This window comes from Sneathiella sedimenti, from assembly GCF_017313765.1.
GTDB lineage: Bacteria > Pseudomonadota > Alphaproteobacteria > Sneathiellales > Sneathiellaceae > Sneathiella > Sneathiella sedimenti.
Genome location: NZ_JAFLNC010000002.1, coordinates 672,023 through 692,266, shown reverse-complemented (window position 1 = coordinate 692,266; position 20,244 = coordinate 672,023). Strand labels below are relative to the sequence as shown.

18 protein-coding genes are annotated in these 20,244 nt (G+C 59.0%); 7 read left to right on the top strand and 11 right to left on the bottom strand.

What is annotated here, in order from left to right; genetic code table 11:
- The first annotated feature begins 42 nt into the window (after positions 1-42).
- The gene (locus J0X12_RS08470) at positions 43-936 is read left to right on the top strand and encodes a LysR family transcriptional regulator (RefSeq protein WP_207044214.1); all 894 of its coding nucleotides are present in this window, start codon (positions 43-45) and stop codon (positions 934-936) included.
- On the opposite strand, the gene J0X12_RS08465 is transcribed toward J0X12_RS08470, so the two are convergent.
- The 6 genes from J0X12_RS08465 to J0X12_RS08440 all read right to left on the bottom strand — a co-directional run bounded on the left by J0X12_RS08465 (position 933) and on the right by J0X12_RS08440 (position 6,574).
- The gene (locus tag J0X12_RS08465) at positions 933-1,511 is read right to left on the bottom strand and encodes a peroxidase-related enzyme (protein ID WP_207044211.1); all 579 of its coding nucleotides are present in this window, start codon (positions 1,509-1,511) and stop codon (positions 933-935) included. The two genes, J0X12_RS08470 and J0X12_RS08465, sit on opposite strands and share 4 nt — an antisense overlap.
- Before the next feature lie 37 nt (positions 1,512-1,548).
- Positions 1,549-2,622, bottom strand: coding sequence for a chorismate synthase (gene aroC, locus J0X12_RS08460; RefSeq protein WP_207044208.1), 1,074 nt, complete (start codon positions 2,620-2,622; stop codon positions 1,549-1,551).
- Positions 2,623-2,647: 25 nt separating this feature from the next.
- Positions 2,648-3,457, bottom strand: a complete 810-nt coding sequence (fabI, locus tag J0X12_RS08455; RefSeq protein ID WP_207044189.1) for an enoyl-ACP reductase FabI — start codon at positions 3,455-3,457, stop codon at positions 2,648-2,650.
- A 102-nt stretch (positions 3,458-3,559) separates the two neighbouring features.
- On the bottom strand, positions 3,560-4,459 hold the full coding sequence (locus J0X12_RS08450; protein ID WP_207044186.1) for a DnaJ C-terminal domain-containing protein: 900 nt from the start codon (positions 4,457-4,459) through the stop codon (positions 3,560-3,562).
- Between the two features lie 86 nt (positions 4,460-4,545).
- Complete coding sequence (locus tag J0X12_RS08445; protein WP_207044183.1) at positions 4,546-6,015, bottom strand: SEL1-like repeat protein; 1,470 nt, start codon at positions 6,013-6,015, stop codon at positions 4,546-4,548.
- Between the two features lie 61 nt (positions 6,016-6,076).
- Complete coding sequence (locus tag J0X12_RS08440; RefSeq protein ID WP_207044181.1) at positions 6,077-6,574, bottom strand: RT0821/Lpp0805 family surface protein; 498 nt, start codon at positions 6,572-6,574, stop codon at positions 6,077-6,079.
- A gap of 228 nt (positions 6,575-6,802) precedes the next feature.
- On the opposite strand from J0X12_RS08440, the gene pdxH reads away from it, so the two are divergent.
- From pdxH to hemA, 4 genes are all read left to right on the top strand, one after another.
- Positions 6,803-7,393: a pyridoxamine 5'-phosphate oxidase gene (pdxH, locus tag J0X12_RS08435; RefSeq protein WP_207044180.1), complete on the top strand. Its 591-nt coding sequence runs from the start codon at positions 6,803-6,805 to the stop codon at positions 7,391-7,393.
- Between the two features lie 51 nt (positions 7,394-7,444).
- Positions 7,445-8,377 (top strand): cation diffusion facilitator family transporter, encoded by a 933-nt coding sequence (locus J0X12_RS08430; RefSeq protein ID WP_207044179.1) that lies wholly within the window; start codon positions 7,445-7,447, stop codon positions 8,375-8,377.
- A 91-nt stretch (positions 8,378-8,468) separates the two neighbouring features.
- Positions 8,469-9,353, top strand: coding sequence for a universal stress protein (locus J0X12_RS08425; RefSeq protein WP_207044178.1), 885 nt, complete (start codon positions 8,469-8,471; stop codon positions 9,351-9,353).
- 154 nt (positions 9,354-9,507) lie between these two features.
- Positions 9,508-10,722 carry a 5-aminolevulinate synthase gene (gene hemA / locus J0X12_RS08420; RefSeq protein WP_273543394.1) on the top strand — a complete coding sequence of 405 codons (1,215 nt, stop codon included), beginning with the start codon at positions 9,508-9,510 and terminating at the stop codon, positions 10,720-10,722.
- On the opposite strand, the gene J0X12_RS08415 is transcribed toward hemA, so the two are convergent.
- From J0X12_RS08415 to J0X12_RS08400, 4 genes are all read right to left on the bottom strand, one after another.
- Positions 10,723-11,547 (bottom strand): SDR family oxidoreductase, encoded by an 825-nt coding sequence (locus J0X12_RS08415; protein ID WP_207044176.1) that lies wholly within the window; start codon positions 11,545-11,547, stop codon positions 10,723-10,725.
- A gap of 36 nt (positions 11,548-11,583) precedes the next feature.
- Complete coding sequence (locus J0X12_RS08410) at positions 11,584-12,381, bottom strand: enoyl-CoA hydratase/isomerase family protein (protein ID WP_207044175.1); 798 nt, start codon at positions 12,379-12,381, stop codon at positions 11,584-11,586.
- Positions 12,382-12,422: 41 nt separating this feature from the next.
- Complete coding sequence (locus J0X12_RS08405; RefSeq protein WP_207044173.1) at positions 12,423-13,481, bottom strand: MBL fold metallo-hydrolase; 1,059 nt, start codon at positions 13,479-13,481, stop codon at positions 12,423-12,425.
- 92 nt (positions 13,482-13,573) lie between these two features.
- Positions 13,574-15,373: an acyl-CoA dehydrogenase gene (locus tag J0X12_RS08400; protein WP_207044171.1), complete on the bottom strand. Its 1,800-nt coding sequence runs from the start codon at positions 15,371-15,373 to the stop codon at positions 13,574-13,576.
- Positions 15,374-15,527: 154 nt separating this feature from the next.
- Here J0X12_RS08400 and J0X12_RS08395 point away from each other — a divergent pair, with 154 nt between their 5' ends.
- Both J0X12_RS08395 and J0X12_RS08390 read left to right on the top strand, forming a co-directional pair.
- Positions 15,528-16,496, top strand: coding sequence for an L-threonylcarbamoyladenylate synthase (locus tag J0X12_RS08395; protein ID WP_207044169.1), 969 nt, complete (start codon positions 15,528-15,530; stop codon positions 16,494-16,496).
- On the top strand, positions 16,493-17,896 hold the full coding sequence (locus J0X12_RS08390) for an FAD-binding oxidoreductase (protein ID WP_207044166.1): 1,404 nt from the start codon (positions 16,493-16,495) through the stop codon (positions 17,894-17,896). The genes J0X12_RS08395 and J0X12_RS08390 overlap by 4 nt, the downstream gene beginning before the upstream one ends.
- Here the strand turns inward: J0X12_RS08390 and J0X12_RS08385 are convergent.
- Positions 17,888-20,149, bottom strand: a complete 2,262-nt coding sequence (locus J0X12_RS08385) for a bifunctional diguanylate cyclase/phosphodiesterase (protein WP_207044164.1) — start codon at positions 20,147-20,149, stop codon at positions 17,888-17,890. The genes J0X12_RS08390 and J0X12_RS08385 overlap by 9 nt on opposite strands.
- Between the last annotated feature and the right edge of the window lie 95 nt (positions 20,150-20,244).

Here is a 20,244-nt window from a genome sequence, read left to right as displayed (position 1 = left end):
ATAAATTGATTATTTTCGGCATTTATTGTCTAAATTATAGACATGCTAACCGCGACACTTACCCAATGGCAGATATTTAATGCCGTCATCGACCATGGAGGCTATCTCCAGGCAGCGGAGAAGCTGAATCGCAGCCATTCCTCACTCCACCATGCGGTGCAGAAGCTGCAGGACCAGCTCGGCGTCAGACTTGTCACCGTTGAGGGCAAGCAGGTCCGGCTCACTCCTATTGGCGAGGTGATGCGGCGACGGTCCCAACAGCTGATTGAGGATGCCGAAAACATTGAACGGATTGTGAAGACGGCGCGGCAAGGCTGGGAAACAGAACTCACCGTCGCGGTGGAGGGAATTTACCCGAAAGATAAGCTTGTCACTGTTCTCAGGCAGTTTCATGCAAAAAGCCAGGGCACAAGGCTCAAGATCGAGAGCGTTATCCTCAACGGCGCGGTGGAGGCCATCCAGGAAGCTGCAGCGGATATCGTGATCAGCCCGATCGTGCCGCAGGGCTTTGTCGGCACCCCGTTGATGGGTGTACCGCTCAGCCCCCTCGCCGGGAAGGATCATCCGCTGGTGGCACGGGGCACCCCGATTGAGACCGGCGAGCTGCACCGGCATCTGCAGATCGTTATCAGCGACCGCACCCGCGCGCCGCTGCCGACCACCATCGGCTGGCTGAAATCAGAGCAGCGCTGGACTGTCAGCGGCTTTTACGAGGCGCGGGACATCCTGCTTTCCGGTATCGGCTTTTGCTGGCTGCCCCTGCATATGTTCAAAGAGGACCTTGAAAAAGGCGACCTTTGTCGCCTCAACACGCAAGACAAGCTCGAGATACTGGCGCCGCTTGACCTCGTTATCCCGGCGCCGGAGAAGCTCGGCCCGGCGGGCAAGCTTCTCGCCGATCTATTCCGGAAGGCCGCCGCCGAAAACAGGCCCTAGCGCGCCTGGGAGTGATAGGCCTCGTTCGGCATCATGTCGATGGCCATGGCCATGCGGTTGCTCATGTTGAAGAAGGACACCGTTGCCGAGATATCCCAGATATCGCGATCAGTCCAGCCGGCATCGCGCAGCGCCTGCCGGTCGCTTTCTTCCATCTCGTTCGGCGTCTTGGTCAGCTTGTAGGCGAAATCGAGCATGGCGCGCTGTTTCGCGGGCAATTCCGCCGCGCGATAGTTCATCACCATCAACTCCCCGAGGATCGGGTCGCCCGACAGCTCCCGCACCGCCGCGCCATGGGCAGTCAGGCAGTAAAAGCACTGATTGACCGAGGAGACCGCGACCGCGATCATCTCCCGCTCCAGCTTGGTCAGGCCGGACTCGCCCAGCATCAACTCCCCATACATGTCCGAAAAGGCGCGGAGCTTCGCGTTATCGAAGCTGTAGGCCGCGAGCACATTCGGCACCATGCCGAGCTTCTCCTCGCATACCGCGAAATATTTCTGCGTCCCTTCCTCCAGCTCCTCACGGGCCGGAACCGGGATATCAAGGGCGTGGACATATTTGGGCTGGGACATGGGATATCTCCTTAAAATTTTCTTGTTGATATTGGGTTTAGCCGTTCTGGCCGCGGTGACGCAAGAGATGATCGGCGAGGACGCAGGCCATCATGGCTTCCCCAACGGGCACACCGCGAATACCAACGCACGGGTCGTGGCGGCCCTTGGTCTGAATTTCCGTCTCGTTGCCGTCAATATCGATGGTATCGCGCGGCTTGAGGATAGAGGAGGTCGGCTTCACCGCGAAGCGCACGACGATATCCTGCCCCGTCGAAATGCCACCCAGAATACCGCCCGCGTGATTGCTGAGGAACCGCGGGAAGCCTTCGTTACCGGCACGCATCTCGTCGGCGTTTGTCTCGCCGGTGAGCGCCGCGGCAGAGAACCCGTCACCAATCTCGACCCCCTTGACCGCATTTATCGTCATCATCGCCATGGCGAGATCGGAATCCAGCTTGCCATAGATCGGCGCGCCAAGCCCGGCGGGCACGCCGGAGGCCACAACCTCAATCACCGCACCAACGGAGGAGCCGGCTTTGCGGATCGCATCAAGATAGACCGTCCATTCCTCGACAATGCCGGGATCCGGCGACCAGAAGGGATTGTTGTCAATTTCGGATAAATCCGCGCGGGAACGGTCGATCACCCTGTCGCCGATCTGGGTCAAGTACCCCTTGATCTTGACATTGTCGCCCAGCACCTTTCGGGCGATGCCGCCCGCCGCGACGCGCGCCGCCGTCTCGCGCGCGCTGGACCGGCCGCCACCGCGATAATCGCGGATGCCGTATTTTGTCTGGTAGGTGAAATCCGCATGGCCGGGGCGGAACTTGTCCTTGATATCCCCGTAATCCTTGGACCGCTGATCGACATTCTCGATCATCAGGCTGATCGGCGTGCCGGTGGTCTTCCCCTCAAATACACCGGAGAGGATTTTCACCGTGTCGGGCTCCTTCCGCTGGGTGGTGAAGCGCGACTGGCCGGGCTTGCGCCGGTCCATCCAGACCTGCAATTCCTCGGACGTGACCTCGATCAGCGGCGGACAGCCGTCAATCACGCAGCCAAGCGCCGGGCCATGACTTTCCCCCCAGGTCGTCACCCGGAACAGGTGACCGAAACTATTGTGAGACATAAGGACTTCCGCCTGAAAAACTTGCTTACTTAGTGATGTCGGGCGCGTCTTCCGCCTTCATGCCGACAACATGATACCCGGCATCCACATGATGGGTTTCCCCAGACACGCCGGCCCCGAGATCGCTCAGCAGATAGAGCGCCGATCCGCCAACATCGTCAATGGTGACATTCCGCTTCAAGGGTGAATGATACTCGTTCCACTTCAGGATATAGCGGAAATCGCCAATCCCGCTGGCGGCAAGGGTCTTGATCGGCCCGGCGGACAGCGCATTGACGCGAATATTCTTCTTGCCCATCTCCACCGCCAGATAGCGGGTTGCCGCCTCAAGCCCGGCCTTGGCAACGCCCATGACGTTATAATGCGGTATGACCCGCTCCGCCCCGTAATAGGTCAGCGTCACCATGCTGCCGCCGTCGGTCATCAGTTCCGACGCGCGCTTGGCCAGCGCAATGAAGGAAAAACAGGAGATCTCCATCGTCATGTTGAAGTTGTCGCGGGTGGTATCGGAGAAATTGCCGCGCAGCTGGGTCTTGTCGGAAAAACCGATGGCATGAACGAAAAAATCGATCTTGCCCCATTTCTCTTTCAGCGCCGCAAATACGGCGTCCATACTGGCGTCGTCGGTCACGTCGCATTCCAGAACCGTGTCGGAACCGACACTCTCCGCCAGCGGGATAACCCGTTTGCCAAGCGCTTCGCCCTGGTAGGTAAACGCGATTTCAGCGCCATGTTCATGCAGCGCCTGTGCAATTCCCCACGCCAGCGAATGGTTATTGGCGACCCCCATGATAAGGCCCTTTTTGCCTGCCATCAAACCCTTGTGCTGCGTCATCCGCATCCCCTCATTACCGTCTACGAAACCAAATGTACTATCTTTTTATCGCGCTTATGGGGGGCAGTCAAAAGACTTATGACCCGGCGCAGACAATGGCGGCTATTTGCTCTTCAGCTTGGAGCGGGCATCATAGTCATGCTTCTCCGCCCATTTTGTCACCCAGTCCTGAAGTTCCTCGTCCTGCTTGTCCGGCAGAACGACCTTGAGGCTGACCATCTGATCGCCGCGCGCGCCATTTTTCGGACCCCCGATGCCCTTCCCCTTCAACCGGAGCTTGGTGCCCGTGTTGGATCCGGGCGGCACCTTCAGATTGACCGTGCCATCCACCGTCGGGACCTTGACTGTCGCGCCCAGCACCGCCTCAGGCAAACTGATAGGCAGCTCGATCAGGACATTCTGTCCGTCGCGGCGGAAAAAGCTGTGCGGTTTCACCGTGACATTGATCAGGATATCGCCATTGGGACCGCCGGCAACCCCTTCCTCTCCCTGCCCGCGCAGGCGGATCTGCTGTCCGTCGGTCACCCCGGCAGGAATGGCCACGTCAAGCGTCCGGCCGCCGTCACCCATGGTCAGGCGCCGCTTGCCACCGAGGGCCGCTTCCATAAAGTCGATCTCGATGGCGAATTTCCGGTCGCGCCCTTTTTCGGGCACGCGGCCGCGGAAACCGCCACCGCGGAAATTGCCGAATATCTCGGAGAAAATATCCTCCGCTCCGCCGCCGCCGAAACCGGCCGTGGAGGAGGCACGGTGGCCGCCGCGAAAGCCACCCATCTTCTCCTGCCCATGCTCGTCAATCTCGCCACGGTCATACCGGGCGCGCTGTTTCTCATCGCCCAGGATATGATAGGCGGCGGAGATTTCCTTGAATTTCTCCTCCACCTTCGTGTCGCCCGGATTTGCGTCCGGGTGATGTTTCTTAGCCAGCTTGCGATAGGCGGATTTGATGTCCTGCTGGCTCGCGCCTTTTGAGATGCCAAGAATACTGTATAAGTTTTTCATCCGTTGCCATGCTGGACGTAAAAACGTCCCTTAATTCAATAAGACCCTTAGATACCAGTATATAAAACTTTTCTCTTAGGATTTAACTAATTAACCCGATCAATCTGTCTTTTTTCGAGATGTGTCAAGGTAGGTACCAGATCGGCAAGGGCCGCGGCGGCCTCGCTGGAACCGTTGGCTCGCGCCTTGTCCCACCAGTAATAGGCGCGGACCCGGTCCACCGGCAGGGCCACGCCCGCATTAAACAGGCTGCCGAGACGGTATTGCGCCTCTGGATTACCATCTGCCGCGAGCCGCGCCCAGATGCTGAGGGATTGCTGATACTGCTCGAGCGTATAGGCGAGATCGGCCATTTCCAGCTTTTCCGCGACGCTGAGGCCGGTCCCGGATGGCTTTGCCTGGACGGACGGCGCGGATTTTGGCGCGGGTGCCAGTGTTGCCCCTGCCGGTGCGGGGATCGCCGCTATCTCAACCGGCTTGATCGGTACCGCCGCCACTTCGGGTTTGACGGCCGGTGTTGGCGCAGGAACTGATGCCGCGGGCGGTTGTGCCGGGGCGGTTTCCACCGCGGTGGGTTTCACTTCCGGCGTAACGCTGTCCGATGCCGCTTCCGTCACCGGTGTGGATGAGATTGTTTCTGCCTGGCTTTCCGGCGGTGTCCCGCCCTGGCTTTCTGAGGATATCGCAACGGACGACTCCCCTACCTCCTGTTTCGCGACGAGAGACCGGAGGGCCTCATAAAATCCCTTTTTCTGGACGCCTTGGGAGGAGGATGCCGCAGTTGCGGTTGCGGTTGCGGTTGCGGCTTCGGTTGCAGTTCCCGTTGCCGCTGTCGGTGCAGGTGTTTCGTCCTTCGTGGCCACGGAGTCCGGTGCCTGCGGCGTCTGCGGTGTCTGCGGCGTGTCCGCGGCGCTCGTCGAGGAGGCCGTCGCCGTCTCGGTCGCCTTGGGAGGTTCCGTATCCGCCGATTTGATCAAGGGTCCGCCAGCCCCCTCTTTTTCCGGTTCATCGGGCTTGTTCTGAAGATACGTCGCCAGTTCCGCCGCCTTTTTCTGGGACGCCGGATGCCCCGCCTTGGCGGCCAGAGCATACCAGCCGAGCGCTCTTTGCTCGTTCTTCTCTACGCCAAGGCCGTTTTCCAGCAACAGGGCGAGATTATACTGGGAAATCACATGCCCCTGCTGCGCCGCGCGGGCAAACCAGTTGGCGGCCTGCGCGTAATCCTGCTCGACCCCCTCGCCTTCCAGATACATGCCGGCAACATTGGCCTGCGCGCGATCGAACCCGATGGTCGCCGCGCGCTTGTACCAGGTCATCGCCTTGGTGTAATCCTGTGCGGTGCCGAGACCGCGCCGGTACATATGGCCGATATTGCGCATGGCCGCCGGATCGTTATTCCGTGCCAGCGGCAGCCATTCATTGAAGGCGGTTTTATAGTCTCCGGCCTCATAGGCCGCGACACCATCGTTGAAATCCGCCCGGACGGACGGGCTTGCCCCCAAGGTAACAAGCAGCACCGCCGTCACGGCAACCGTGAATAGCTCAATTCGTCCCATTAAAAATGTTGTCCGGCCCGGCCCCCGTCATTCCAGAGAGGCCGAGGCCGCCTTCCACCTCTTAGTTCATAATCTGCCAGGAGCCATCGGGCTGCCGGCAGGCTGTTCCATAGCCTTTTTCAAGCTTGCCGCCAACTTCAATCGTCTGCTGGAATTCCCGGCAATAACGGCCGTCGGTATGATTGCCGTCGCGCACCGGCGTGATCGTGCCGGAATTACCGCTTTGAGGATTGTTCCAGGCGATCGTCTGGCCTATCGGCGCCGTTGTCGCCTTTTTCTCGGCCCGGTCAATCTGTGCGCGATCCGCCGCGTCCAGCGTCTTGCCAACTTCACTGCCGATCATCGCACCGGCAAGCGTTCCGACGCCAACCGCGACAAGTTGCCCTGTGCCCTTGCCGAACATCGAGCCAAGCAGCGCCCCGCCAATACCGCCGATTACGGCGCCACCGGTTGTTTTAGGGTTGTTCTGGGCGTCCGCACAGCCCGCCAGAGCGAGCGCTGAGGCCAGCGCCGTGACCACCAGTAGTTTTGATTTCCGCATCATTACAATCCTTGTCATCGTAAAATTTCATTCCCGACATTCATGTCAGGCCATTCCCGTTTCCTACTATATAGGGCCCGGAACGACATTTATAGCAATAGGTCCATCACAAATCATTTCAAATGCTTTCGGGACGGCCTATCTTAAATTAAACGTCGCCGGTCGACAATTCCGTCGCAGCCGATTAAGTTTGGCAACGAAATGCGGCAAAGCAGTGGCATGCCAAGACATAACGAGTATCCGAAAATGACTGTGAAAAACTTTACCGATCTCCTGAAGGAATTCCAGGACTGGATGGCGGAAGCCGAGAAAAGCGAGCCCAACGACCCGACCGCCATTGCGCTCGCCACCGCCGACGCGGACGGCTACCCGTCGGTGCGCATGGTGCTGCTCAAGGGCGCGGACGAGCGTGGCTTTGTCTTTTATACGAATTTCGGCAGCCAGAAAGGCCGCGAACTCCTCGCCAACCCGCGCGCCGGATTATGTTTTCACTGGAAAAGTTTACGCCGCCAGATTCGCATTCAGGGCACGGTCGAGAAAGTCACGGATGCCGAGGCTGACGCCTATTTCGACAGCCGCCCGCGTGACAGCCGGATCGGGGCCTGGGCCAGCCAGCAGTCCCGCCCGATGGACGGGCGTTTTACGCTGGAGGCGGAAGTCGCCAAATATGCCGCAAAATATGCCATCGGGGCGATTCCCCGGCCCGACTACTGGTCCGGTTTTCGCGTCCTACCCGAGCAGATGGAATTCTGGCGCGACCGGCCATTCCGCCTGCATGAACGGCGGCGCTATGAAAAGGGCGCCGGCGGTTGGACAGAGAGCATCCTTTTTCCGTAAGATGACCAGGCGTATCGCGCCCCAATAGTATAACAGAGGACCTAGATTGCTGTGACTGTCGACCCGGAATTCCTGCATTCACAGAACGATGATGCCGTAAACGGTCAGCTGATGAAGCGGGCCACCTATGCCGCCGTGGGCATTGCGCTGATCCTGATCGCGATCAAGAGTTTTGCCTATTTCGCCACCAATTCCGTGGCAATGCTCTCGACCCTGGTCGATTCCATGCTCGACCTCGCGGCCTCAGCCATCAATCTGTTTGCCGTGCGCCAGTCCCTTGTGCCCGCCGACCGAGATCACCGCTTCGGTCATGGCAAGGCCGAGGCATTGGCCGGGCTTTTCCAGTCCGCGATCATCACCGGATCGGCGGTTTTTCTGCTGTTTCAGGCCGGGGAAAGGCTGCTCAATCCGAAGCCGGTTTACGCCAGCGATGTCGGCATCATCGTCATGGTGGTCTCGATCGTGCTGACAATCGGCCTCGTCCTATACCAGCGTTACGTGATCAGCAGGACGCGCTCTGTCGCGATTTCCGCCGACTCGCTGCATTATGTCGGCGATGTGCTGATCAATGGCGGGGTGATTCTCGCGCTGATCCTGGATACAGTCTTCCATTGGCGTTTCGCCGACGGGATGTTCGGCATCCTGATTGCCCTTGTCCTGATCTTCAGCGCGTGGAAAATCATCCGCACCTCCTTCGCTGACCTGATGGATGAGGAACTCGGCGATGAGGAGCGGGAAAATATCAAGACCATTGTCCTGCAGCAGCCGGGCGTCCTCGGTATTCATGACCTGCGCACCCGCCGCTCCGGCCAGCAAGTATTCATACAGATGCATATCGACATGGACGGCAGTATCAGTCTGCGGGATGCCCACACCATTTCCGACGCCGTGGAAGCCCGGCTGATGGCGGAATATCCCGAGGCCGAGGCCATTGTGCATCAGGACCCCCTTCATATCGACAACAGCCGGAATGACGAAGACTAGACCGCATTTACCAAGTGTAATCTACAAAACCCTTTAGAATTTAGGGTCTTAATGTTACATTTAGGTGAATATTCGCAGGCTGAGGTATTCGATGCATTTTAAAAATATTCTGGTTCCCGTATCCGGCGCAAAGAACGACAGCGATGCCAAGGCTCTTGAAAGCGCCTTCAACCTCGCCCTCCGTTTTGGCGCCCATGTCAATGCGCTGCATATCAAGATCGACCCCCGATCCGCGGCTGCGTTCGTTGGCGAGGGGATGACCTCGACCATGATCGAGAGCGTGATCGAGATGGCGGAAAAGGACGGAGAGGAACGCCGGCATCGCGCCCGGGAACTGTTCAAGGATGTGTCCGGCCGCATGGGAGTCCCGGTTATCCATGATATCACCGACCGGCCAACGGCCGATGGCGCCTCTACCCGCTTCGTCGAGAAACAGGGAAATAGCGAAGATACTCTGCATAGTTACGGGCGTTTGTTCGACCTGATTGTCATTTGCAAGCAAGAGGGAGAGGAACAGATCAACAACTCCCTGCTGATCAATACGGCGCTGCGCGAAACCGGTCGCCCGGTCCTGCTGCTGGACAAGGTTCTTAAAAAGGATGTCGGCATGCGGGTCGCCTTCGCCTGGAACGGATCGGTGGAATCGGCGCGGGCCCTCTCCTACTCGCTGCCCTTTTTGCAGACGGCCGAGAAAGTCATGCTGATTTCCGCCGTCGATGACCTGGATGAGGATATCCACCCGCTCGCGGTACAGCGCTATCTGACCATGTATGGGGTGCATGCGGACCGCTGCGAAATTACGGGATCGAATGGCAAGTCGACGGCCGAATCAATCCTTGCGGAAGCGGGAAAGTGCAATGCGGACCTGCTGGTGATGGGCGCCTATACGCGCAGCCGCCTGCGCCGCCTGTTCTTCGGCGCGGTCACGGAAGAAGTTCTGAATAACTGCCCGATTCCGGTCTTTATGGCGCATTAAAACGGCGGCATTTACACGGACAGGCGGATAACAGAGCATCAAAACTGCGCGATCCCGGCGACGTTGCGACCTTTTGTCCCTTGTCACGGATCGGTCGGAAACTGTATTTAGGAACACATCAGTCGATGGACCAAACACAGCTTAAGGGCGGATGATGGATTACGAGAGCATGTTCGAGCAGGCGATTGCCGCTTTGAAAGAGGAAAAGCGCTATCGGGTCTTCACCGAGCTTGGCCGTCATGCCGGAGACTTCCCCCGGGCAACACGGTATCTCGACGATGGCGCCACACAGGACATCACCATCTGGTGCTCCAACGACTATCTCGGCATGGGCCAGCATCCGGATGTGCTGAAGGCCATCAAGGACGCAACGGACCAGTTCGGCGCCGGTGCTGGCGGGACGCGCAACATTTCCGGCAACACCCGCATGATCTGCGAGCTGGAACGGGAACTGGCCGACCTGCACGGGAAAGAGTCGGCACTGGTCTTCACCTCCGGCTTTGTCTCCAACGACGCGACGCTTTCCACCCTCGGCAAGCTGCTGCCTGGCTGCGTGATCCTGTCCGATGAGCTTAACCACGCCTCAATGATCGACGGTGTGCGCCATTCGGGCTGCGAGAAGCGGATTTTCCGCCATAACGATGTGCGCGACCTGGAAGACAAGCTGAAAACCATTGACCCGAGGCGGCCGAAGGTCATCGCCTTTGAATCGGTCTATTCCATGGATGGCGACATCTCCCCGATCAAGGAATTCTGCGATCTCGCCGATAAATACAACGCCATGACCTATCTCGACGAAGTGCATGCGGTTGGCCTGTATGGCCCGCGCGGCGGCGGCGTGGCGGAGCGCGAAGGGCTGATGCACCGCCTTGATATCATCGAGGGCACGCTTGGTAAGGCGTTCGGCGTGGTCGGCGGTTTTATCACCGCCAGCAAAAATATTGTCGATGCCATTCGCTCCTATGCGTCAGGCTTCATCTTCACGACCACCCTCTCGCCGGTCATGTCCGCCGGCGCGCTGGCGAGCGTGCGGCACCTGAAGTCAAGTCAGGTTGAGCGCGACCAGCATCAGGAGCGCGCGGCCACCCTGAAACTTTTACTGACCGAGGCCGGGCTGCCCGTCCTGCCGTCCGTCACCCATATCGTGCCGCTGATGGTCTATGACGCCGAACTCTGCAAGCAGGCGAGCGATATGCTGCTTGACGATTACGGCCTCTATATCCAGCCCATCAACTACCCGACGGTTCCCCGCGGACAGGAACGCCTGCGCATCACGCCGACACCGTTCCATGACGACGCGATGATGGCCGAGCTGGTCAGTGCGTTAAAGGATGTCTGGAACCGGCTGGACTTGCGTCAGGCCGCCTGATTAGACGAAGAAATCGGGGAGAAGGTCCTTCTCCTCCACACCCTCGAACCGGTATTTTGATAGATCCGTGATCCCGGCGTCTTTCAACACCTCGTCATCGATACAGAAATTCCCCGTGAATTCCCGCGATGGCTTGGTCAGGATAAGATAGGCCGCATCCGCCATGATCTCCACCTTGCGGCATTTGTTCCGCACATCCGGCCCACCGATCATATCCATGGCCGCCGTCGCAATCGCCGTCCTCGGCCAGAGCGCGTTAAAGGCGATTCCGGCCTTCTTGAACTCCTCCGCCATGCCGAGCACACAGAGACTCATGCCATATTTCGCCATGCTGTAAGCGACATGGGGCGCGAACCAGTGCGTCTCGAAGTTAAGCGGCGGGGACAGGTTCAGGACATGCGGATTGTCGGCCTTCTTAAGGTAGGGAATGGCCTTCTGGGAACAAAGGAACGTCCCGCGGATATTGACCTGGTGCATCAGGTCATACCGTTTCATCGGGGTTTCCTGTGTTCCCGTCAGGCTGATGGCGGAGGCGTTATTGATGAGAATATCAATCCCGCCGAAGGTATCCGCCGCCTGTTTCATGGCCGCCTCGACGATCTCCTCCTCGCGCACATCGACAACGAGGGGGAGCGCCTTGCCGCCCGCCGCCTCGATGTCGTCAGAGGCAGAATAGATCGTGCCTTTCAGCTTGGCATGAGGTTCCTTGGTTTTGGCGGCGATGACGACATTTGCGCCATCTGCTGCGGCGCGCTTGCCGATGGCAAGTCCGATGCCCCGGCTTGCGCCCGTGATAAAGAGTGTCTTTCCCTTCAAGTCCGCCATAACCGTCTCCTTGTTCCATGCGAGAACCGGAGCCCGTTAATTGCCTTTATAGTCGGGCTTCCGCTTCTCCTTAAAGGCAGTCACTCCCTCGACCCAATCATTACTTGACGCGCAGAAGGCAAACCCTTGCGCCTCGAGTGAGAGCTGTTCTTCCAGACTATTCCCGAGTGAGGCATTAAGCAACTGCTTCGTACGGCCGAGCGCGACCGTCGGGCCATTGGCAAGCCGTTTGGCGAGCTTCGCGGTTTCCGCCGCCAGATCCTCGGTCGGGACCACGAAATTGATAAGGCCGAGATCCTTGGCCTCCGCCGCCTTGATCCGGTCGCCGAGCATGGCAATTTCCATCGCCTTCTTCAGCCCGACAATCCGCGGCAGCATGTAGGAGCCGGAACCGTCCGGCGTCGTGCCGATCCCGATATAGGCGAGCGTGACAAAGGCGTCTTCCGAGGCAATAACCATATCGCAGGCCATCATCAGGGACAGGCCGAATCCGGCGGCACCGCCGCGCACACTCGCGATGATCGGCTTCGGCATCCGCGTCATCGTGAAAATCGTCGGATGCAGGGTATGGATACGTTTTTCAAACGCTTTGCGGCGTTCTTCGGGGTCCATCTTCGCATATTCAGTGAAGGATTTCACATCACCGCCAGCCTGGAAATGCTCGCCTTCACCGCGCAGGATAATACAGCGCACGCTGTCATCATTCTCCATATCGACAAAGGCGTCATACAACCCGGACCGCATTTCCATCGACAGAGCGTTGCGCGCTTCCGGCCGGTTCAGGGTAATCGTTGCGATCCCGTCTTTCTTTTCAATCAGAAGATCTTTTGTCATATCCTTGTTTCCTTTATTGTTTTTGTTATTTACTTAAGTCTTCAGGCGACGGCCTTGTGGTGCGCGCCGCTTTTCTGGAACTTCCAGATTCCGTCCTCTCCCAGTACCCGCTCCAGCTTGCCTTCACCAACAAGATAGTGGCAATGGGCCAACCCTTCGGCAATACCCAGCCCCTTGTCTTTCTCGTCCAGTTCCCTGTCAAACAGGACCGGCAGCAAATCCATCGCTGACTGGGGGGAATCACAGACCTGCATTAACCGGTTAAGCCTTTCCTCATGGTGTGATTGATAGAAATCAAGCTGGTTATGCAGGCCGTAAAAGACGTCATTATGGGCCGGAAGAACGAAGGTATCTTTCGGCAATTTCTTATATATTTCAATAGAATCCATGAATTTCTTCAACGGATTGGCGAGCGGTTCCGCAGGATAGACCCCGATATGCGGCGTGATCCGCGGCAACACCTGGTCGCCGGAAATCAGTATCCCGTCCGACGCCGAATAGAGGCAGGCATGTTCCGGCGAATGCCCCTGCCCGACAATTACCTGCCAGTCGCGCTTGCCGATCGTGAGGATATCGCCGTCGGCAATGCGGTTGAATCCCATGGGAACCTGTGACATCGCCTGCCGGAAGTTATTGAACCCGCGATCGCGCACCCTTGCCAGCATGTCCTCGTCAAATCCTACGGAGCGATAGAAATCGATGACATAGTCCGGTGTTTCCTTCTGCGCCTCCAGATAGAGCATGCGGCCGAACGTCCATTCACCGAAGGTCATGGTCAGCGGGATCTTCCATTTATAGGTGACCCAGCCCGCCTGCCCCATGTGATCGGGGTGGAAATGGGTGCAGAGCATCCGGGTGATCGGTTTCCCCTTCAGGTATTTTGCATAAATTTCGCGCCAGAGATCCCGGATTTTCCCGGTATTCAGCCCTGAATCCACCATCGTCCAGCCATCGTCATCCTCGATCAGGTAGAGGTTGATATAGTCAAGGCCGGGGATCGGGATCGGCATTCGGACCCAGAGCAGGCCGTCGCTGACTTCAAGAACTTCGCCATCTCCGGGCCGGGTATCGAAGGGATAGGTTATTTCGTTATAGGTCATGCGGTACTCGTCCTAGTGGCGGCTGGGCAGGGCACCCGCCGCTCTTGTTATTGTATTTTACGTTTACTTTAACATCAAATCCGCCACCCCGATCAGGCGGAGAGCAGTTCCTCGTCAATCGCAAACAGGGTTTCCGCACCCGCAGTCACCGGGCCGAGCAGCGCCGTCGCCGTCGGCAGGATCTGTCCCATGAAGAAGCGGGCAGTGATAATCTTAGCTTTCAGGAATTCCGCATCCGCCGCCCCGTCGTTCAGCAATGCTCTCGCCTTCAGGGCGGAACGGCCAAGCAGATGCGCGCCGACGGTAGTCGCGAACATGCGAAGATAGGGCGTTGCGCCCGCCGGGGCCGCGTGCGGATCATTCGGCGCATTGCCATAGAGCCAGTCGGTCGCGTCCTTTAGTGCCGACACCGCGAGGTTGAGCTGCAGTGACATTGCCGTCATCTCGTCCCCCGCCGCCGCCAAACCCTTCACCGTCTCCTGCATATCGGCGAACATGTTCTTCACCGGCTCCCCGCCCCGGAGGCCGAGCTTGCGCCCCACCAGGTCGAGCGCCTGAATGCCGTTCGTCCCCTCGTAGATCGGCAGGATACGGGCATCTCGGTAATATTGGCCAACGCCGGTTTCCTCGATAAAGCCCATGCCGCCATGTACCTGCACCGCGATCGAGGCCATCTCCACCCCAAGGTCGGTGCACCAGCTTTTTGACAGCGGCGTCAGCAGTTCAGCCATGCCCATGGCAGTCTCGCGGGTCTCCGCATCGGGGCCGTGATGCGCCCGGTCAAGGCAGGCGCCGTTCAGGTAGATCAGGCAGCGCATCGCCTCGATATTCGCGCGCATGGTCATCAGCATCCGCCGCACATCCGCATGATGGATAATCGGCGTCATCTCGCCCTTCGGCATGCCGGGCGCCTGTCCCTGCTTGCGATCGCGGGCATAGTCGACCGCCTGCTGGTAGGCGCGTTCCGCGACGGCGAGGCCCTGTACACCGACACCGAGGCGGGCGCTGTTCATCATAGTGAACATGCAGGCCATGCCCTTGTTCTCCGCCCCCAGCAGATAACCGACGCAATTGCCGTTATCGCCGTAAGACATCACCGCCGTCGGGCTTGCATGAATGCCGATTTTTTCCTCAAGCGAGACGCATTTAAGATCGTTCCGCTCCCCCAGCGTACCGTCATCATTGACGAGGTATTTCGGCACGATAAAGAGGGAGATACCGCGCGTACCGGCCGGGGCACCGGGCGTCCGGGCCAGCACCAAATGAATGATATTCTCGCTCATCTCGTGGTCGCCATAGGTGATGAAGATCTTCTGCCCCGAAATCCGCCAGCTCCCGTCATCCGCCGGTTCCGCCTTCGTGCGGAGCGCGCCAACGTCCGATCCGGCCTGGGATTCGGTCAGGTTCATGGTCGCGGTCCATTCCCCGCTCACGAGTTTCTTGAGATACTTGTCCTGCTGTTCTTTCGTGCCATGGGCGATGATGCTCTCGATCGCGCCTTGTGTGAGCAGCGGGCAGAGCGCAAACCCGAGGTTGGCGGAGTTCCACATTTCCACCGTCGCCAGCGAGACCGCGCTGGGCAGGCCGCCCCCGTCATATTCCTCCGGTGCGGAAATGCCGTTCCAGCCGCCCTCGACAAAACCGGCATAGGCGTCCTTCCAGCCATCCGGCGTGGTCACTACCCCGTCCGTGACGTGAGAGCCCTGCAGGTCGCCCGGCTTGTTCAGCGGCGAGAGGACATTGGCGGCGAATTTTCCGGCTTCCTCCAGCACTGCGTCGACAACATCCGATTCCGCATGCTCATACCCTTCCAGCTTGGACAGGGAGGCAAGGTCGGCGATATTATCCAGAACAAAGCGCATATCTTTGAGGGGGGCGCTATATTCAGCCATAGAGGTACCTCTTATAAAATGGTTATTCTTAGCTCAAGAATGTTATGACATATCCCGCGATGAGAAAAAAGACTTTCGCGTCAGGGAAAGCCTATCGACGATGAAACGCAATCGGGTAAACTCGCGGCAGCAAAGCGCAGAATTATGATGGACGATGAAAATATTTAAAACGGACAAGAACGGATTACAGGAGGCCGCGACGGAAATTCGCGCCGGTAAGCTTGTCGCCTTTGCGACCGAGACGGTTTATGGCCTTGGCGCCGATGCAACGAACGATCGCGCCGTTGCCTCAATTTACGAGGCCAAGGGCCGGCCGAGCTTTAACCCGTTGATTGTCCATGTCCCCTCCCTTGCGAAAGCAAAGGAATATGTCACCTTCAATGGCACGGCGGAACGGCTCGCCGCGACCTTCTGGCCGGGTGCCCTCACCCTCGTCTTGCCACGCGTGGAAGGCTGTCCTGTCTCCAGGCTTGCGAGTGCGGGGCTGGACACGCTGGCCATCCGCGTGCCGGGCCATAAACTCGCGCTTGAGTTCCTGAAATGCTGCGACCGCCCCCTCGCCGCGCCGAGCGCCAATCCATCGGGCGGGATCAGCCCGACCAAGGCGCAGCATGTGATTGACGGGCTCGCGGGCAGAATCGCCGGCGTGCTGGATGGCGGATCCTGCCCCGTCGGGGTGGAAAGCACGGTGGTGGGATTCTCCGATAAGGGAGAGCCCGTCCTCCTCCGTCCGGGCGGCATCACGCAGGAGGCGCTGGAGGCGTCGGTCGGTCCGGTTCTTTCCCACACCGCCGATGGCACCACGCCAAGCCCGGGCATGCTGCTCAGCCACTATGCGCCCAACGCGGCGGTCAGGCTCAACGCGACGACGAAGGAACCCGGCGAGGCCTATCTTGCCTTCGGGCGCGACTATGACGCCATCGCGGACGTGAATTTGAGCGTCAACGGCGACCTGACCGAGGCGACGGCGCTTCTCTTCTCGGCGCTGCATTTTCTCGACGAGATGAAGTTCACGCGCATTGCCGTCGGCCCGATCCCGGAGGTCGGGCTGGGCGTCGCCATCAATGATCGGCTGCGCCGCGCGGCAGCCCCCAAGCACGAAAAGGAAACGGTAGGCACATGACACTAATAGAAAAAATGAAAGCCATCGTCGGCGAGAAATATGTCATCACCAAAGAAGCCGATATGCAGGCTTTCGTCGTCGAGTGGCGCGACAAGTTCGTCGGGCGCGCCCGGGCGGTGGTGCAGCCGAAGACGACCGAGGAAGTCGCCGCCATCGTCAAGCTCTGTGCCGAGACCAAAACCCCGCTGGTCCCGCAGGCCGGGAACACCAGCCTTGTCGGCGGCTCCATCCCCTTCACCGGCGGGGACGAGATTATCCTCTCGGTCTCGCGGATGAACAGCGTGCGGGAGGTTGACCGGCTGAACGGCACGCTTACTGTCGATGCGGGCTGCATCCTCGCCAATCTGCAGGAGGTCGCGGAGGACAATGGCTTTATCTTCCCGCTCCGGATTGGCTCCGAAGGAAGCTGCCAGATCGGTGGTAATATCTCCACCAACGCGGGCGGCGTGCAGGTCCTGCATTACGGCAATACGCGGGAGCAAGTGCTCGGACTGGAAGTCGTGCTGCCCGACGGGCAGATCTGGGACGGCCTCACGGGCCTGCGCAAGGACAATACCGGCTATGACATCAAGCAGCTCTTTATCGGCGCAGAAGGCACTCTCGGGATAGTCACGGGCGCAGTGGTGAAAATGTATCCCAAGCCAACGTACCAACAGGTGGCGCTTGCCGCTGTGCCGTCTGTTGAGGCGGCAATTGAGTTCCTGAGCCTTGCCCGCGCCATGAGCGGTGACCAGGTGACGGCGATCGAGCTGATCTCGCGCTATTGCGTTGATATGGTCATGCGGCATGTGCCGGATTTCACCGACCCGATGCCCGCACGCTATGACTGGCATATTCTGGTCGAGCTCTCCTCCAGCGCGACACCGGAGTTGAAGGAACTGATGGAAAGTATCCTCGAGGCCGCCTTCGAGAAGGAAATCGTGCTCGACGCCGTGGTCCCCGCGAGCGAGGCGCAGCAACAGCATCTGTGGCGCCTGCGCGAGGAAATCTCCGCCGCGCAGAAGCCCGAGGGCGGCAGCATCAAGCATGATATCTCCGTTCCCGTCTCGCGCTTTGCCGACTTCATCCGCGAGGCCGATGTCGCCGTCGGCAAGATTGTCCCGACGTTCCGCTCGGTGGTTTTCGGCCATATCGGCGACGGCAATGTGCATTACAACCCGATGCAGCCCAAGGACATGGGCCGGGAGGAGTATCTCTCTCACTGGGAGGAGGTCAGCCGCGCCGTCCATGATATCGCTGTCAGCATGCGCGGCTCGATCAGTGCCGAGCATGGCATCGGACGGCTCAAGGCGGACGACCTTGTGCATTACAAGCAGGCAATCGAGATTGACCTGATGCGGCGGATCAAGAAGGCGTTCGATCCCGACGGGATCATGAACCCCGGCAAGCTGCTAAAATAGGTTTTTCTGCCGGAATCCGGGGCGACCGGGATTGCGGATATAGGGCATCACCGCCGCCGCCTCGACCGGCCGCGAGAACAGGAAGCCCTGCGCCTGATGACACTGGGCGGACCAGAGGAACTCCACCTGCTCCATAGTCTCGACCCCCTCGGCAAGCACCTTCATGCCGAGGCTGCGGCCCAGCGAGATAACGGTCTGGGCAATGGCGGCATCATCGACATTCTCTGTCAGGCCGTCGATAAAGGTCTTGTCGATCTTGAGTGCGGAAACCGGCAACTGCCGCAGATAGGCGAGCGAGGAATAGCCGGTGCCGAAATCGTCAATGGCAAAGCTGACACCGAGTCCCTGAAGCTCCAGGAAGTTCTGCAGGGTCTGCTTCGGGTTTTCCATGATCACGCTCTCGGTGACTTCCAGCTCCAGCAGACGGGGCGGACAGCCCGTCTCGTTGAGGGTCTTCCGGATCAGGTCGACAAAATCGTCATTCTGGAAGATCGAGAGTGACAGGTTAACCGCGACGCGGAAATTATCGCCCCCCTGATCGAGCCATTCCTTGCGCTGCCGGCAGGCCTCGACCAGCACCCATTCACTAATCGGGGCAATCAGGCCGGAGCTTTCCGCGACCGGGATAAAATCATTGGGCGCCACGAACTGCCCCCCGTCCCGCTGCCAGCGGATCAGCGCCTCAACCCCGATCACCGAGCCGCTTTCCAGGTCGATCTGCGGCTGGTAGGACAGCGACAGATCCTTGCGCATGATCCCTGTGCGCAGCGCATTGTTCATCTCGACGCGGGCATTGATGTCATTGGCGATGGCGCTGTTGTAGAAGCAGAAGTAGGAGCCGTTCCGCACCTTGAGGTTGGACAGCGCGATATTGGTGTTGCGCCAGAGCGCGGTCGCGTTGTCCGCATCATCCGGGTAGATGGCAAGGCCGATCCGCGGGCTGATATGCGGGATATTCTCCCGCGTGGACGGGCCATGCTCGAACAGGCGGTGAATGGTCTTCGGAATCTGCTTGAGCTCCCGCGTTTTCTTGTACGGCAGGCACAGGCCGAACCCGTTGCCCGAGGTGCGCGCCAGCGATATGGCCTCCGGGAACAGGGTTGTCAGCTGTTCAGAGACAAACTGGATCAACTCGTCCCCTGCGTCATGGCCGAGCGCGATATTCAGCTCCGGCAGATGTTCCAGCGTGAACTGCACCACGGCGAGGCGCCGCTTTTCGGGCTTCGCCACCCGCTCGATATGCGCCTGAACATCGGTCCGGAATTTCGCCCGGCTGTCGAGGCCGGTCAGGCTGTCATTAAAGGCGAGCCGCTTGATCTCCTCGAACATATCGGCATTCTCGAGACCGAGGGTGATATTGGCGCAGATCAGCTCCATCTGTCGCGTCTCCAGGAAGGTGAGCGGTGCACGGTTTTCCAGCACCACCACCCCTTTCAGTTTTTCCTCCTGCGAGATGCAGAGGATACTGACCGCGTCCTCAAAGACATTCTGCCGCCCGACTGTCGCGGCAAGGATCATTTCATACAGGTGCTCTCCCACAACCTCCGAGACCCGCTGTTTCTTGGCGGCGAAATAATGCCCCTTGCCCGCCGTCACGGAAAGTTCTCCGGAATGTTCATTGGGTATGGCGAAGAAGCAATCTTCGACATTCTTGCAGATCACCTGCAGCTGCGTGAGGATCGTCAGGCAGAAATCCTCGACCGAGCGAACGCCGTAGAGTTCCTTGGTGATATCTAGGATGGTTTGCAGGGACTGCTTGCTGTCCTCTTCCGAGATCAGCCGCTCGAAGGATTGCAGCGCGATGGTGAGGCTGGTGAAGAGCTTGGGCAGATTGATGGCGGCGACATCGCGATAGTCGCTGACGTCATAATTGAGGAAGCGGTTCTGCGCCCCGCCCGTTTCCGCGGCTTCGCCCAGCAGCACAATACGAATGAGCTTGTTACCCAGTTCCCCGCGCAATTTATCGACCAGCGCAAGGCCGGTCTCCTGCTTCTCCCCGGACACGTCGATGATCAGCACGGCGATATCCGGATGCGCCTCCAGCATCTTGGTCGCCTCCGTCGCACTCTCCGCGATCAGGAAGACAACCGGCAGATGCCCGAACACAAAGGTGTCGAGCGAACCATAGGGATCATCATTCTTTGGAATATTTATGGAAACAAGCAGAACCTTCCGGGCGGTTGCCTGGCTCGCTTGCCGGGTATTTCTTGCCGCCGACAGTGTCGGCGTTTGACCTTCAACTGATGGTGCCATAGTACTGACGCTTACACTTACTATTCCCTGTGGCGGCTATACTGAGTCAATTCGGAAAATTTCGCAAATTATTTCGACGAATTTCACAAATATTA

Bases quoted from the DNA above. Each gene is read 5' to 3' on its own strand.
- J0X12_RS08470 (WP_207044214.1), top strand. From the start codon at position 43: ATGCTAACCGCGACACTTACCCAATGGCAGATATTTAATGCCGTCATC.
- J0X12_RS08465 (WP_207044211.1), bottom strand. From the start codon at position 1,511: ATGTCCCAGCCCAAATATGTCCACGCCCTTGATATCCCGGTTCCGGCC.
- aroC (WP_207044208.1), bottom strand. From the start codon at position 2,622: ATGTCTCACAATAGTTTCGGTCACCTGTTCCGGGTGACGACCTGGGGG.
- fabI (WP_207044189.1), bottom strand. From the start codon at position 3,457: ATGACGCAGCACAAGGGTTTGATGGCAGGCAAAAAGGGCCTTATCATG.
- J0X12_RS08450 (WP_207044186.1), bottom strand. From the start codon at position 4,459: ATGAAAAACTTATACAGTATTCTTGGCATCTCAAAAGGCGCGAGCCAG.
- J0X12_RS08445 (WP_207044183.1), bottom strand. From the start codon at position 6,015: ATGGGACGAATTGAGCTATTCACGGTTGCCGTGACGGCGGTGCTGCTT.
- J0X12_RS08440 (WP_207044181.1), bottom strand. From the start codon at position 6,574: ATGACAAGGATTGTAATGATGCGGAAATCAAAACTACTGGTGGTCACG.
- pdxH (WP_207044180.1), top strand. From the start codon at position 6,803: ATGACTGTGAAAAACTTTACCGATCTCCTGAAGGAATTCCAGGACTGG.
- J0X12_RS08425 (WP_207044178.1), top strand. From the start codon at position 8,469: ATGCATTTTAAAAATATTCTGGTTCCCGTATCCGGCGCAAAGAACGAC.
- hemA (WP_273543394.1), top strand. From the start codon at position 9,508: ATGGATTACGAGAGCATGTTCGAGCAGGCGATTGCCGCTTTGAAAGAG.
- J0X12_RS08415 (WP_207044176.1), bottom strand. From the start codon at position 11,547: ATGGCGGACTTGAAGGGAAAGACACTCTTTATCACGGGCGCAAGCCGG.
- J0X12_RS08410 (WP_207044175.1), bottom strand. From the start codon at position 12,381: ATGACAAAAGATCTTCTGATTGAAAAGAAAGACGGGATCGCAACGATT.
- J0X12_RS08405 (WP_207044173.1), bottom strand. From the start codon at position 13,481: ATGACCTATAACGAAATAACCTATCCCTTCGATACCCGGCCCGGAGAT.
- J0X12_RS08400 (WP_207044171.1), bottom strand. From the start codon at position 15,373: ATGGCTGAATATAGCGCCCCCCTCAAAGATATGCGCTTTGTTCTGGAT.
- J0X12_RS08395 (WP_207044169.1), top strand. From the start codon at position 15,528: ATGAAAATATTTAAAACGGACAAGAACGGATTACAGGAGGCCGCGACG.
- J0X12_RS08390 (WP_207044166.1), top strand. From the start codon at position 16,493: ATGACACTAATAGAAAAAATGAAAGCCATCGTCGGCGAGAAATATGTC.
- J0X12_RS08385 (WP_207044164.1), bottom strand. From the start codon at position 20,149: ATGGCACCATCAGTTGAAGGTCAAACGCCGACACTGTCGGCGGCAAGA.